This is a genomic window from Paenibacillus sp. JNUCC32, from assembly GCF_014863545.1.
GTDB classification, from domain to species: domain Bacteria; phylum Bacillota; class Bacilli; order Paenibacillales; family Paenibacillaceae; genus Paenibacillus_AQ; species Paenibacillus_AQ lautus_A.
Genome location: NZ_CP062260.1, coordinates 5,581,949 through 5,595,000 on the forward strand (window position 1 = coordinate 5,581,949; position 13,052 = coordinate 5,595,000).

Annotated in this window: 10 protein-coding genes, 1 tRNA gene and 2 rRNA genes (1 of these 13 cut by a window edge); 1 reads left to right on the plus strand and 12 read right to left on the minus strand. The window is 49.0% G+C overall.

The window, feature by feature from the left end; genetic code table 11:
* Positions 1–20: 20 nt before the first annotated feature.
* A complete protein-coding gene (locus JNUCC32_RS24655) occupies positions 21–2,315 on the minus strand; it encodes an ATP-binding protein (protein WP_096777285.1) in 2,295 nt (764 codons plus the stop codon).
* A 362-nt stretch (positions 2,316–2,677) separates the two neighbouring features.
* On the opposite strand from JNUCC32_RS24655, the gene tadA reads away from it, so the two are divergent.
* Positions 2,678–3,172, plus strand: coding sequence for a tRNA adenosine(34) deaminase TadA (gene tadA / locus JNUCC32_RS24660; RefSeq protein ID WP_192570130.1), 495 nt, complete (start codon positions 2,678–2,680; stop codon positions 3,170–3,172).
* Between the two features lie 77 nt (positions 3,173–3,249).
* On the opposite strand, the gene JNUCC32_RS24665 is transcribed toward tadA, so the two are convergent.
* From JNUCC32_RS24665 to JNUCC32_RS24715, 11 genes are all read right to left on the minus strand, one after another.
* Positions 3,250–4,335: a hypothetical protein gene (locus JNUCC32_RS24665; RefSeq protein WP_096777283.1), complete on the minus strand. Its 1,086-nt coding sequence runs from the start codon at positions 4,333–4,335 to the stop codon at positions 3,250–3,252.
* Between the two features lie 306 nt (positions 4,336–4,641).
* Positions 4,642–4,791, minus strand: coding sequence for a hypothetical protein (locus JNUCC32_RS24670; protein WP_009595549.1), 150 nt, complete (start codon positions 4,789–4,791; stop codon positions 4,642–4,644).
* Positions 4,792–4,895: 104 nt separating this feature from the next.
* Positions 4,896–5,237: a hypothetical protein gene (locus JNUCC32_RS24675; RefSeq protein WP_009595528.1), complete on the minus strand. Its 342-nt coding sequence runs from the start codon at positions 5,235–5,237 to the stop codon at positions 4,896–4,898.
* 176 nt (positions 5,238–5,413) lie between these two features.
* Positions 5,414–5,502: transfer RNA gene (locus JNUCC32_RS24680), tRNA-Ser, on the minus strand.
* Between the two features lie 72 nt (positions 5,503–5,574).
* Entirely contained in the window at positions 5,575–6,858 is a 1,284-nt protein-coding gene (gene serS / locus JNUCC32_RS24685; RefSeq protein ID WP_009595514.1) for a serine--tRNA ligase, read from the minus strand.
* A 194-nt stretch (positions 6,859–7,052) separates the two neighbouring features.
* Positions 7,053–7,640: a pyridoxal 5'-phosphate synthase glutaminase subunit PdxT gene (gene pdxT / locus JNUCC32_RS24690; RefSeq protein ID WP_192570131.1), complete on the minus strand. Its 588-nt coding sequence runs from the start codon at positions 7,638–7,640 to the stop codon at positions 7,053–7,055.
* Positions 7,641–7,655: 15 nt separating this feature from the next.
* Entirely contained in the window at positions 7,656–8,537 is an 882-nt protein-coding gene (gene pdxS, locus JNUCC32_RS24695) for a pyridoxal 5'-phosphate synthase lyase subunit PdxS (protein WP_009595550.1), read from the minus strand.
* A gap of 164 nt (positions 8,538–8,701) precedes the next feature.
* Positions 8,702–10,120, minus strand: a complete 1,419-nt coding sequence (locus tag JNUCC32_RS24700) for a D-alanyl-D-alanine carboxypeptidase family protein (RefSeq protein ID WP_192570132.1) — start codon at positions 10,118–10,120, stop codon at positions 8,702–8,704.
* 152 nt (positions 10,121–10,272) lie between these two features.
* A complete protein-coding gene (guaB, locus tag JNUCC32_RS24705; RefSeq protein ID WP_090914430.1) occupies positions 10,273–11,730 on the minus strand; it encodes an IMP dehydrogenase in 1,458 nt (485 codons plus the stop codon).
* A gap of 419 nt (positions 11,731–12,149) precedes the next feature.
* Positions 12,150–12,266, minus strand: a 5S ribosomal RNA gene (rrf, locus tag JNUCC32_RS24710).
* 148 nt (positions 12,267–12,414) lie between these two features.
* A 23S ribosomal RNA gene (locus tag JNUCC32_RS24715) occupies positions 12,415–13,052 on the minus strand (it continues 2,290 nt past the right edge of the window).

Below are 13,052 nucleotides of genomic sequence, written 5' to 3' on the forward strand. Positions count from 1 at the left end.
TATCTGTAACTACTTCATGTTCAGCCTTCGATTGTTTTCTGCGGTACCGCAGGCAGGACAATACTTACCCTCGTGCCTACGCCAACTTCACTCTCGATTTCCATCGTCCCCCGGTGGCCCTGAATAATGCGCTGGCTTACCATCAACCCGAGTCCTGTGCCCGTTTCCTTATTCGTAATAAACGGTTCGCCAAGATGCGGCATCATGTCTTCCGGAATGCCTTGACCTTCATCCCGAATATCGATCTGTATCTGTTCGGCCTGCGGGCGTGTAAGCCTAATCCATATATTGCCGCCTTCCGGCATGGCTTCAATGGCATTCTTGAGCAGATTTATGAACACCTGTTTGAGCTGGTTCTCTTCGCAATGCACAAAGGTCGGTTCTTCAATAAAATCCAATTTGAACTCGATGCCGTACAGATGCGCCTGGCTGTCAAGGAAGGAGATGACATCCCCCATAATGACGCCCACGTCCCTCTCCTGGAAATTAATCGCCTGAGGCTTGGCTAATATCAGAAATTCACTGACGATCAGATTGATTCGATCCAGCTCGGACAGCATCAGGTCGATATGATCGGGATTCGCTTTGTGAGTCTGTTGTTGAAGCTGCAAAAATCCTCGGAGGGTCGTAAGCGGATTCCGGATTTCATGCGCAACCCCGGCAGCCAGCTGCCCCACGGTATTGAGCTTCTCCGAACGCCGCAGGAGCTCCTCGATCCGATTGCGTTCCGTCACATCGCGGGATACGCTAATCATGGAGGTAACCTCGCCGTTCTCGTCCCGCACAAGCGAGGTGCTGATGCTCACTTCAATCGTGCTTCCATCCTTGCGCAGACGGACCGTCTCCACCGGCGGAAGCCGCTCACCAGCCCGCAAACGACGGATGCGTTCCTTCTCCTCTTCCTCTTTGGCCGGAGGCACAAGCGCAAGCTTCCGCCCGACCACTTCGTGCGCCTTCCAGCCGTATAATTGCTCAAACGCTTTATTCACGCTGATCACGCGTTCATAAGTGTCTGTTGTATGAATGGCATCGGCCGTCTGATTGATAACGGACTCTAAATATTCTTTAACGGACTGGTTCTCATCCACCATCTGCTTCAACTGGCTCGTGTAGGTACCCAGATTGCGGGTCATGGCATTGATGCGGCCTGCAAGCTGCCCCAGCTCGTCCCGGCTGCTAACCTCAAGTCTACGATCGAAGTGACCATCCGATACATCGTTTACGGTGCCCAGGATGGCCTGAATCGGCTTCGTAAAATAACCCGCTACAATGTAACTGCCAAAAATCACGATTTCGAGCAAAACCAGTGAAATAGCCACCAGACTGATCATCTGCTCCCTCATCACGGAAGAGATGGCTTCATAATCCATGACGACGCTGATCACGCTGGTCGGTTTATTTTCGGACAGGATGGGAATGAAGCTTTTTAACACCTTCTTATTATTGATGGTGCTGACAAACACCACATTGTCGCTGGTAGATACGGCCCTCTGCACAGCTTCCGTATCTTGATCCAGGCTCCCATAATTGTAGGTGCCGAACGTGATCGGTCGATTGCGGAGCTTGTGGTGAACATCGTCCGTTCCATCCTCTCTCATATATTCATTGCCAAACGTTTCGGGGTTGATGCCCGTCACTTCCAATATCCGCGGATTGGATTTCAAAGTCTCCTCCACCACGGTGTTCGGGCTTGTGATCTTCACAAAATCCTTGATATTCGAATTCCGGATGTAGGGATCGATAATATAATTCCGCTTGCCATCATAATAGTATCCCCATTTATCAATGAACTCCGGATTGGATGTGGAGAACTCGAACGGTCCGGACCAGAAATGCTCGGACCGCTGCCCCTCCGTAACGGACACGACTTTGCCATGCTGGAACAATTCCAGAAATGCGGTATGCCAATACCCCCAGTTTTTTGTGGAAAGGCCGATTTCGTCTTGGGAGGAGGAACGGGCAACAACGATATCATCGTTGGTTCGAACCAGCAGCGAAATGTGGGTCACACCGATCTCTTTACTTAATTCGGCCAATTGCTGATTGGTTATATTGTTAATATCGGGATCTAAGGCCTTTGCCGCATTAACTGCTGCTACCTTCAGCATATCCCCGAAAATGTTATCCACATACGCAGAGCTAAAGCCGGTTTGCTGAACCGTAATGGCGATTTGCGTGGCGGCCATTACCATTTTGGTTTCACTATCCTGCTGCAGGTTTTCCTGGGTCGTGTAATAATTCAGCGTAATGTTAAGCAGAAGGATAAATAATACCGATATGGACATGATCATCGATAATTTCGTCTTAATCGACAAGTGGCATCTTCACCTTTCTGCTGTCACATCGACGACTTGTGAATATATACCCTCATGATACCTTGATCACGAACGTTTGAAAAGACAAGCCGTATTGCGGCTGACGGGTTTTTTTCCGCAATCGCATTGCTATTGAATTAGGGAATCCTTACAATATAAGAGGCTAATCCCGATAAATAAAACGACGTATCCACAGATTGCGCACAAATACACAACTTATCTGGGGATAATGTGTATAACTTTGTGTATAATTTTTTACTTATCCACAATTCTGTCCACATCATGTTAACAAACGAATAAATGTTCGTTGAACATTGGGTATAAATACAGGGTTTTAGCAGGCAGCGAAAGGAGACTTTAGATTGATATCACATTCAATAGACCCACTGGCTGTGGATAACGAAAATCATGAACGCTGGATGCGAGAAGCCATCGCGGAAGCCCGGAAGGCCGAAGAGCTCGGTGAAGTTCCTATTGGCGCTGTCATCGTACGGGGCGATGACATTATTGGCCGTGGATATAATCTGCGTGAAACGACTTACGATGGGACGGCTCATGCCGAGATGGTAGCGATCCGGGAGGCCAGCCGGCATCTTGGAGCCTGGCGGCTGCTCGACTGTCGATTATACGTGACGCTGGAGCCTTGTCCCATGTGTGCAGGTGCCATCGTTCAGTCCCGGATTCCGCAGCTCATCTACGGCACAAGCGATCCCAAGGCAGGCTGTGCGGGCACACTGATGAATCTGCTTCAAGAGCCGCGCTTTAATCATCGGACGCACGTGGTGGACGGCGTGCTGCAGGAAGAATGCGCATCGTTGCTGACTCAGTTCTTTCGGCGTTTACGCGGGAAAATATGATTTGATGTACCGAAAGAGGAATGAACACAGAAAACCCGGCCGTCATGGCCGGGTTTTCTTGTCTGCGATGAATAAAATTAGTAAGTGCTCATTTGGCTCATGGATTCCTCAAATTGCTCCATCGTGATGACGTCAGCGTCTTTTGGAATACCGATTTTGAACTCTTGTTTCGCGTTGATGTTGTTGTATTGGGTGCTACCCTTCACAGCCAACTTCACGTTCTCATTCGTTTCTGGATCATTGAAATCAACGTTCAACACAACATCTTGGTACGCAGGGAAATCTTTTTTATCGATAGCCGTGTTGATATTAAATGTATTGATTTTCAGGTATTTCTGCATTTCTTCCAAGCCCGCTTTGAATTCGTCTTGGTTGACGTTGGACACTTCAGCTTTGGCAGCATCGATGTCTTCTTGGGTCAGACCCAGCAATTCGCGGTACTCGTCTTTAGCTGCAATATCAACAACCTTAGGTGCAACCTTGTTTACCATAATATCCAATGCTTCATTCAGGTTATCATTGGTTACAAAGAATTGTACCACTTGTTTAGCGTCAACACCTTCTGGAAGGCCGGCATCTTTAACATTGATCTCTTTGAAGTATTTCGCTTGGTCATATTCGCTCAGCACAGCTTCAAGGATTTCGTTAACGAATTTTTGGGACTTCTCGGTATCCAGGGTTTCTGGGTTAAATGTTTCGCCGGATTGCTCAGCAAGCTCTTTCATGTCCATCACGAGGAATTTGCCAACAACGTCTTCCGGGAACGGCAGCATAGGAATGCTTGGCACTTTAACGTAGATTTTCTCTTTCGTCATCACCATATCAATGTTGAAGGACATCGCCATGTCACCCTTCAAATTGATGCCCATGTTCATTTCGGTTTGCATTGGCTCAGCCTGGTAGATCCCGTCCAGTGTAACCTCCGCATTCTTCAGCATCGTCATCGCCTGTGTTACGCTTGGATCGCCTTCAACTGCAGGTATGTTAACTTGAAGGTCTTCAATGACAAATTTGCTCTTCATTTCGTAGGATGTCATCTTCATCGCGTTCGTAGCAGCATTGGTCATTGCCGCCTTAGGCTCTTCTTTTTTCGCGCAGCCGGAAAGCACAACTGTCACCGTGAGCAGCAGTGTCAGCATGATAGCTGCAAACTTCTTGTTCATTAAAATTTCTCTCCCCTCTAACAGTCAAAAAAATAACAGACCTTCTAATCATAAACCATTTAACCAAAATGAGAAACACTTTCTGGAATATTTGCTGAAATTTTATTTCCTTTCTTTTTCCATCCATCTTAATTTCAAACTTCTTAACATGCGAATAAGGTGGGGCCCCAAAATATTACACTTGAACACTAATACGGAAGTTGGAAGCAAAAGGTTTCAAATCGAAAAAAAGAACTTCCTGTCGAATGTCAGGAAGTTCTCTCGATTCTTGATTTTTGGCGCTTTCGTATTAGCTCCTAAAGGCTGTTAGCCCTCCGGATTATAATGGCCATCCTGCTTGCGGATCTTCGCTCTGTGCGAGCCTGACAGCGGCTCCTGGCCGCCCCGGTCATGGTCCTTCCGCTGCCTCGGTTGTTCCTGTGCTTCAGGCACCGGAATCGACTTTGGTTTACTCATCTGATAGCCCTCCATTTCATGGATCACAGCGTTTGTTCTACGCAAACGGCCTTGATGCTTCGGTCTGAAAGGAGCATCACAGCTTTCACATTCATTCATGGAACTTAGTGATGCGTGATTTGCTGCAGCGTTTGAGCGCACTCATGAATATGACGCGTATAATCGCCCACCATGCCTTGTATGTTCTCATTGCGCTCATCCGTCGTCGCGCCATCACGCTCTACATCGATCAGAGCGACCTTCACTTCCCGGGAATCCACATAGGTGCATTGAAAATCAAACGAATACTCCTGACGACCTGCTGCGCCAATGTGAATGCGGATGGCGTTCGGATCTCCTTCGTCTGCTGCCACTTCTGCACGATCCCCCGGTTTGAGTATGGTCGGCAGCCTTTCCTGCCAAGCATTGACCAGCGTCGATTGATCGACATTCAGTTCTGAGTTCATGTTCACACCTCCCCTTCTCTATAAATTGCGATAACAGGCGCTGTTTTATACAGCAGGTCCCCCAAGCATAAAGTGCTTAGATCTGAACCTTCTATGCATTTCTCCTCTGGTAAAAAAGGCATAAAGACCATAAAAAAACCGTTCCCCTAAGGAAACGGCTTGCATTTGTATATGTATGGCGGAGAGGATGGGATTCGAACCCATGTGGAGTTGCCCCCTAACGGTTTTCAAGACCGCCCCGTTATGACCGCTTCGGTACCTCTCCATGTGGAAATGATCACTGCAAATGAATCACGTGCAAAAATCATTATACCACAAGTCAACCTATGTTATCAACTTATTTCTTAGGTTCGATGATGCTAACATTCCCCATGTAAGGGCGAAGCACTTCCGGAATGACAACGGAGCCGTCGGCCTGCTGATAATTCTCCAGAATGGCTGCAACCGTACGCCCTACCGCGAGCCCGGAACCATTCAAGGTGTGAACAAACTCCGGCTTGCTCTTCGGCTCCGGACGGAAACGAATATTGGCACGGCGTGCCTGGAAATCTCCAATATTCGAGCAGGAAGAGATTTCACGGTATACGCCGCTCTCCGGAAGCCATACTTCCAGATCATAGGTTTTCATGGAGCCGAAGCCCATATCCCCGGTACATAGCGTCATGACGCGATAAGGGAGATTCAACAGCTGGAGCACTCGCTCCGCATCCGCCGTCATTTTCTCGAGCTCATCAAACGATGTTTCCGGATGCACAATCTTCACCATTTCGACCTTATTGAACTGATGCTGACGAATAAGTCCCCGAGTGTCGCGTCCTGCGGCACCGGCTTCCGAACGGAAACAGGAGCTGTATGCGACGTAATATTTAGGCAGATCCTCGCTATTTAGGATTTCCTCACGATGGTAGTTCGTTACAGGAACCTCAGCCGTTGGGATCAGGTAATAGTCCGTATCGCTAATTTTGAATAAATCCTCTTCGAATTTAGGCAGTTGTCCCGTTCCGTACAAGCTGTCCCGGTTGACGATATATGGAGGCAGCATTTCCTCATAGCCGTGTTTGTCGCTGTGCAGATCCATCATGAAACTGATTAAGGCACGCTCAAGCCGTGCACCCAGACCTTTGTAGAACGTAAATCGGGAACCCGTAACCTTCGCGCCTGCTTCAAAGTCCAAAATACTCAGGTTCTGGGCAATCTCCCAGTGAGCCTTAGGTTCGAAATCAAAAGCTTTAGGCTCCGCCCAGCGGCGAATTTCCACGTTCTCCTCCTCCGAGGCGCCGATCGGCACACTTTCGTGGGGAATATTCGGAATCGCCAAAGTAAGCTCGGATATGCTGGCTTCCAGCTCACGAACTTCCTCATCCATTGCTTTAATCTGGTCTGACACTTGGCGCATCTCCAGAATCAGCTCATCTGCATTTTCGCGATTTTTTTTCAGCTTGGCTACTTCAGCCGACACGGTGTTGCGGCGATTCTTCAAACTTTCGCTTTCCTGCAGCAATTCCCGGCGCCGGGCGTCAAGCTTAGGAAAATCCGCAATCAAATCGAGCGATTTGCCTCGATTCTTCAGCGCTTCTTCAACACGACTGTACTCGCTGCGCAATATTTTTACGTCTAACACGGGAAACCCTCCTAAAGTAAAACATCCATCAAGTATATCGAAGCAGCTGCCCTACCTGTTGATAAAAAGCCTTGGGACAAGGCTGCATTATACGTTGTTACATACGATACATCTTATTGCATTTCAGCGAAAAAGACAACTTGACTCCCACATACTGCCAAAGAGTCAAGATGTCTTCTACTGAAACTATTACGTTACGCCTGTGGCGCCGTCGCTCGGGAACGAACCATCTCCACAAAATATTGATGGAGCCGGTAATCGTCTGTCAGCTCCGGATGATAGGAAGCCGCAAGCAGATGGCTTTGTCTGGCTGTAACGATCTCATCCTTATACGTGGACAGAACCTCAACGCCCGGTCCCACTTCCAGAATAAGCGGAGCGCGGATGAAGACGGCTCGCACCGTTTCATCGATGCCCTTCACAGGCAAATCAGTCTCGAAACTTTCACGCTGTCGTCCGAACGCGTTCCGCGCCACCGTGATGTCCATCAGCTTCAAATGCGCTTCTTCGTCGCCTTGAATTCGCTCGGCCAGCACGATCAGTCCGGCACAGGTTCCGAATATCGGTTTGCCTTGGGCTGAAAACTGACGAATCGCATCCATAAAATCATACTTGCGCATCAGCTTGCCAATCGTCGTGCTCTCACCGCCAGGGATAATCAAGCCGTCAATGTCGTCCAGCTGCTCGACCTTCTTGATGGGCACCCCTTTGGCGCCAGCAAGCGTAATGCTTCGAATATGCTCTGCAACGGCACCCTGAAGTGCCAGTACGCCGACCTTCATGTTACCCCTTCTCTCTTACCAGCCGCGATCCTGCATGCGCTCAGCCGGACTAAGCTTGGATATCTCGATGCCTTTCATTGGAGCACCCAGGTTCTTGGATACTTCAGCAATCAATTTATAATCATCATAATGCGTTGTCGCTTCCACGATCGCACGAGCAAATTTCTCAGGGTTATCGGATTTGAAAATACCGGATCCTACAAAAACGCCGTCAGCGCCCAGATGCATCATCAATGCGGCATCCGCAGGGGTGGCCACGCCACCGGCGGCAAAGTTAACGACAGGCAGCTTGCCCGTCTCGTGAACGCCTTTCAGGAGGTCATAGGAAACACCGAGGTTTTTGGCTTCGGCATACAGTTCGTCCTTCGACATGTTGCGAACCTTGCGAATTTGGCTGTTGATCAAACGCATATGGCGAACTGCTTCCACGATATTGCCGGTTCCCGGCTCGCCCTTCGTGCGGATCATGGATGCACCCTCGCCGATGCGACGCAACGCCTCACCGATATCTTTCGCGCCGCATACGAACGGTACGGTGAAATCCCATTTGTCGATGTGGAACACTTCATCCGCAGGCGTCAGCACTTCACTCTCATCGAGGTAATCCACGCCGAGAGATTCAAGCACTTTCGCTTCAACGTAATGACCGATACGAGCTTTGGCCATAACTGGAATGGATACGACCTTCATGACTTCCTCAACGATGGTTGGGTCAGCCATACGTGCTACTCCCCCAGCAGCGCGAATATCGGAAGGAACTCGCTCCAGCGCCATAACTGCCGTAGCACCGGCAGCTTCAGCGATTTTCGCTTGTTCCGCATTCATGACGTCCATAATGACGCCGCCTTTTTGCATTTCCGCCATACCTCTTTTTACAGTAGATGTTCCTGTTTCCATGTCCCCTAGCCTCCCGATTATATGTTGTATCTCATCGCCATTTAGAGCATTCCCTGGCGATATGGTCTGTACCCGTATGGTGCATACTTGCAATGAATCTAACTTGATATTTTACCGCATCAAAATCAAATACACAACCCATTTACTCGGAATTTATCGGGTCCTTAGAAAAGATTTTTGATGGAATCAAACAAATCCGCGAAAAAGTCACCGATCGCACGGAGGAACAGCTTGAACCAGCCGGCCTTCTCTACTTCGTCTGCCGTGATAAGATTCACCGTTTCGGTCTGGGTTTCCTTCATGCCTTCGATTTTGTATGAGTAGGTTGCCGTACCCACCTTCGTATCCTTGGCGACAGGCGCCGTCACGCTGGAAGAATCCAGTTTGGCTTCAAAGGTAATGTTCTTTCCGCTAGAACCTTTAGGCACAACAAATGTGAGGGCTTTATCGGTCACCAGCCCAGCTTCCTTACCTTTGCCCTTCTTCACTTCGACGGTTTCAAATCCTTGCACGGTTGCTCCGGCTGCTTGGACTTCCTTCACTTCGAAGTTGTCAAAGCCGTAATCCAGGACTTTTTTGGTTTCCTTAAAGCGAGCCCCTTCGGATTTCGTTCCCATAACCACGCTGATCAAACGCATGCCGTCACGCTCAGCGGTACCGGCAAAGCAATAACCCGCCGCATTGGTATGACCGGTTTTCAAACCGTCCAAACCTTCGTAAGCATAGGCCTTGAAGTTCGTAATGCTTTTGTTTGCCTCCAGCATCCAGTTGTAGTTGATGATCGGACTCGTATCGCGCGGCCGGAATTTATGCGATTGAATGGCCGTAAATCTCGCAAAGTCAGGATGATCCTCAACGATATACTTGGCAAGTAATGCAGTATCCATTGCCGACATTACGGTTTCTTTATCTTCTGCAGGACGGTATTTCTCAGGCATATCTGCACGGCTAAGGCCTGTCGAATTAATGAAGAAAGCGGTCTTCAATCCCATCTTTTTCGCCGTATCGTTCATCATGGTAACAAACTCTGCTTCGGAACCAGCAATATGTTCAGCCAATGCTACCGTTGCATCATTCGCCGAGCCGACAGCCATTGCTATGTAGAGCTCTTCCACTGTATGTTGGTCGCCTTCAGCTAAAAATATCCGTGAGCCCACGGTTTTTTCAGCATTTTCCCCTACCGTGACTACGTCATCCCAAGCTAACTCGCCTTGTTTTACCTTCTCTGCCACGATATATTCCGTCATCATCTTCGTCATGCTTGCCGGCGGCAATGCTTCATCCGCATTTATGGATAACAGCACCTGGCCCGTAGATGGCTCGATCAAGACGGCAGAGCTCACTTCCAAGCCCAGCTGATCGACCGATGGCACTTTGTCCGGCTTCGCATTATTCGTCGCAGCCTTGTCCGTTGCCGCTTTGTCTTCCGTAGCTTTGGTTGTATCCGCTGTAGCCAGCATATTAGGCGCAGCGAGCGAAACCGCAGGCGCAGCAGAGAAACATAATATATTAAAGAGCATCAAGGATGCCAGCGTTCTTTGAATTCGTTGTCGCTTATTCTTCTTTATAGACTTGTCTATCAATGGAATTACTCCCCTCTAATTCTCAATAAGTCATTAACTTGTTCTATTCTATCATAGGGGGGGTATCAAAAAAAGACAAGCTAGATGAATTTCATCCAGCTTGTCCAGGAAATAAATGACATATACTGTGTATCCTTATTCTTTTCCGTGAATTACAAGGAATAGTTAGGCGCTTCTTTGGTGATTTGAATATCATGCGGATGGCTCTCGCGGAGACCAGCCCCGGAAATGCGGATAAATTGGGTATCATTCCGCAGCTCCTCCAGGTTTTGCGTTCCGCAATACCCCATGCCGGAACGCAATCCACCGATCAACTGATGGATGGTATCTGCCAATGGCCCTTTATAAGCTACACGGCCCTCGATGCCTTCCGGTACCAATTTCTTGTCATCGTCTTGGAAATAACGGTCTTTACTGCCTTGTTTCATGGCAGCAAGGGAACCCATGCCCCGATAAGCCTTGAAACGGCGTCCTTGGTAGATCTCGGCTTCGCCTGGGCTTTCTTCCGTCCCTGCAAACATGCTGCCCAGCATAACGGCACTAGCGCCGGCTGCGATGGCTTTTGTAATTTCCCCGGAGTATTTGATACCGCCATCTGCGATAATCGGCACGCCGTACTCTTTAGCAACCGTTGCGCAGTCATAAATGGCTGTGATTTGCGGTACGCCAATCCCGGCAATAACGCGGGTCGTACAGATGGATCCAGGACCGATTCCCACTTTAACGACGGATGCGCCGGCTTCGATAAGCTCTCGCGTACCTTCGCCTGTAGCCACATTACCGGCGATAATGGTCAGATCGGGATACAATTCGCGCAGTTTGCGTACGGAATCAATAATATTGATGTGATGCCCGTGAGCGGAGTCAACGGTTATGACGTCTACACCGGCTTTCACAAGCGCTTCTGCTCTTTCGAAGGTATCTTTAGAGATTCCGATCGCTGCACCTACAAGCAGACGGCCCTGAGCGTCCTTCGCTGCTCTAGGGAACTGAATCGCTTTCTCAATGTCTTTAATCGTGATAAGTCCTTTAAGAACATTATCCTCGTCCACCAAAGGCAGCTTCTCGATTTTATGCTTCTGCAGAATCATTTCGGCATCCTGAAGGGTCGTTCCAACCGGAGCGGTAACCAGGTTCTCGCTGGTCATCACTTCGCTGATAACCGTATTGTAATCATGAACAAAACGAAGATCACGATTCGTCAAAATCCCGATCAGCTTATTGTTCTCATCCACGATCGGAACCCCGGAAATCCGGAATTTGCCCATGAGTTTCTCAGCGTCGGATACAAGATGATCGGCATGAAGCGAGAATGGATTGGTGATGACTCCGCTTTCCGAGCGCTTCACCCGATCTACTTCTTCCGCCTGTTGTTCAACCGTCATATTTTTATGAATAATGCCGATTCCGCCTTCTCTAGCAATGGCAATTGCCAAAGGAGCTTCCGTAACGGTGTCCATACCTGCACTGATGAGCGGGATGTTCAATTTCACGTGCTCGCTCAATTTGGTGCTAACATCCACTTCTTTTGGAAGTACCTCGGATTTTCTAGGAACCAACAATACATCGTCAAAAGTGAAGCCTTCCTTGCTAAACTTATCTTCCCACACCTGGGTTATTCCTCCTTTTTGTCGTCTTCCTGCGGACTACAACTACTGTCAGAGCTGGACCGGACGGCATTTTCAAGTATTTTCAGAAATATATTATTGCCATCTTAGCAAAGGGCCCATAGGCTGTCAAGGATTGAATTGACCCATTTCCTGAAGTTCGCAAGTATCCATCCAGCGCGTTGTCCTGTCTCTTTGGAGTGGACAAATGGACAGCTTTCTTCTATTAAATGGAGACTTATCCACGTTTAAGATTGACCTGCCATATTGCATCCCTTTAGGCATTATCACGGAGACGATGCATGACTGTCGTTTAGTATCACCCAAGCCGGCTCGAGATAGTCCAGAATTCAGAAATCCACGTCACGGCATATAGGAAAAGACCGCTATCGATTACTCGATAACGGTCTTTATGGTTGTTCGCTTGGCGACGTCCTACTCTCCCGGGACCCTTCGGTCCAAGTACCATCGGCGCTGGAAGGCTTAACGGTCGTGTTCGGTATGGGAACGCGTGGAACCCTTCCGCCATCGCCACCAAACGGTTCAGATGCTTGATCACCTGAAAACTAGATACGAAACGATTTGCAGCACATTAGAATCCGTAGCATTCACCCGATGTGGTATCGGGGTCCCCGAAAAGTATTCGGCATCTGCTTCAAAGCTTTGCTTCACTTTTTGGGGTGTTTTTTGGATAAGCCCTCGACCGATTAGTATTGGTCAGCTCCATGCATTGCTGCACTTCCACCTCCAACCTATCTACCTCGTCGTCTTCAAGGGGTCTTACATACTGGGAAATCTCATCTTGAGGGGGGCTTCACGCTTAGATGCTTTCAGCGCTTATCCCGTCCGTACGTAGCTACCCAGCCATGCTCCTGGCGGAACAACTGGTGCACCAGCGGTACGTCCATCCCGGTCCTCTCGTACTAAGGACAGCTCCTCTCAAATTTCCTACGCCCACGACAGATAGGGACCGAACTGTCTCACGACGTTCTGAACCCAGCTCGCGTACCGCTTTAATGGGCGAACAGCCCAACCCTTGGGACCTACTTCAGCCCCAGGATGCGATGAGCCGACATCGAGGTGCCAAACCTCCCCGTCGATGTGGACTCTTGGGGGAGATAAGCCTGTTATCCCCAGGGTAGCTTTTATCCGTTGAGCGATGGCCCTTCCATGCGGTACCACCGGATCACTAAGCCCGACTTTCGTCCCTGCTCGACTTGTAGGTCTCGCAGTCAAGCTCCCTTATGCCTTTGCACTCTTCGAATGATTTCCAACCATTCTGAGGGAACCTTGGGGCGCCTCCGTTACTCTTTAGGAGGCGACCG

What these genes read in the sequence shown, in the direction of transcription:
- JNUCC32_RS24665 (WP_096777283.1), bottom strand. Translation starts at nt 4,335, where the DNA reads ATGAACAAGAAGTTTGCAGCTATCATGCTGACACTGCTGCTCACGGTG.
- JNUCC32_RS24670 (WP_009595549.1), bottom strand. Translation starts at nt 4,791, where the DNA reads ATGAGTAAACCAAAGTCGATTCCGGTGCCTGAAGCACAGGAACAACCG.
- JNUCC32_RS24675 (WP_009595528.1), bottom strand. Translation starts at nt 5,237, where the DNA reads ATGAACTCAGAACTGAATGTCGATCAATCGACGCTGGTCAATGCTTGG.
- pdxT (WP_192570131.1), bottom strand. Translation starts at nt 7,640, where the DNA reads ATGAAGGTCGGCGTACTGGCACTTCAGGGTGCCGTTGCAGAGCATATT.
- pdxS (WP_009595550.1), bottom strand. Translation starts at nt 8,537, where the DNA reads ATGGAAACAGGAACATCTACTGTAAAAAGAGGTATGGCGGAAATGCAA.